The sequence below is a fragment of the Komagataeibacter intermedius TF2 genome (assembly GCF_000964425.1).
Classification (GTDB): domain Bacteria; phylum Pseudomonadota; class Alphaproteobacteria; order Acetobacterales; family Acetobacteraceae; genus Komagataeibacter; species Komagataeibacter intermedius.
In genome coordinates this window covers 1-443 of the sequence record NZ_BANF01000646.1, presented here as the reverse complement: position 1 = coordinate 443, position 443 = coordinate 1, and the positions used below count along the sequence as shown (strand labels likewise).

The window sequence follows — 443 nt, the reverse complement described above, 5'->3', positions numbered from 1 at the left end:
CTGACACGCCGCGAGATGAGCGATGGCATCATCACGGAATGTCGTGACGGCGAGACCATGAATGCAGCCATCAATATCGCCATGATGGGCGGTATTCTGGGCACAACGCTGCATGCAGACAGCGTCTCCCTCATGATCCAGCGCGCGATCGCGCTCTGTCCCCCCTCGGAACGTGACAACCTCGTCTCGGCCCTCGCTCAGGCGCTCCGGTTCTGCATCAACCAGCGCCTTGTGCCCCGAAAGGGCGGCGGGCGTGTTGCGATCCGCGAATTCCTCACCTTCGATCGTGATCTGCGCCGCAAGCTGACCCGGACCGAGCCAACGGACTGGCCTGACGTGGTGGCCGATGCGGTCGAGGCGCAGGGCCAGTCCTTCGGCAGAGCCATCCGCAAACTGCTTGATGCCGATCTGATCACCGAAGACACCGCTCTGGCGGAAGAAAG

1 protein-coding gene is annotated in these 443 nt (G+C 62.8%); it reads left to right on the top strand.

Annotation, left to right across the window (positions count from 1 at the left end; genetic code table 11):
* Window positions 1–15: 15 nt before the first annotated feature.
* A partial coding sequence (locus B7449_RS18890) for an ATPase, T2SS/T4P/T4SS family (protein ID WP_456303608.1) occupies window positions 16–443 on the top strand: 428 nt, incomplete at its 3' end.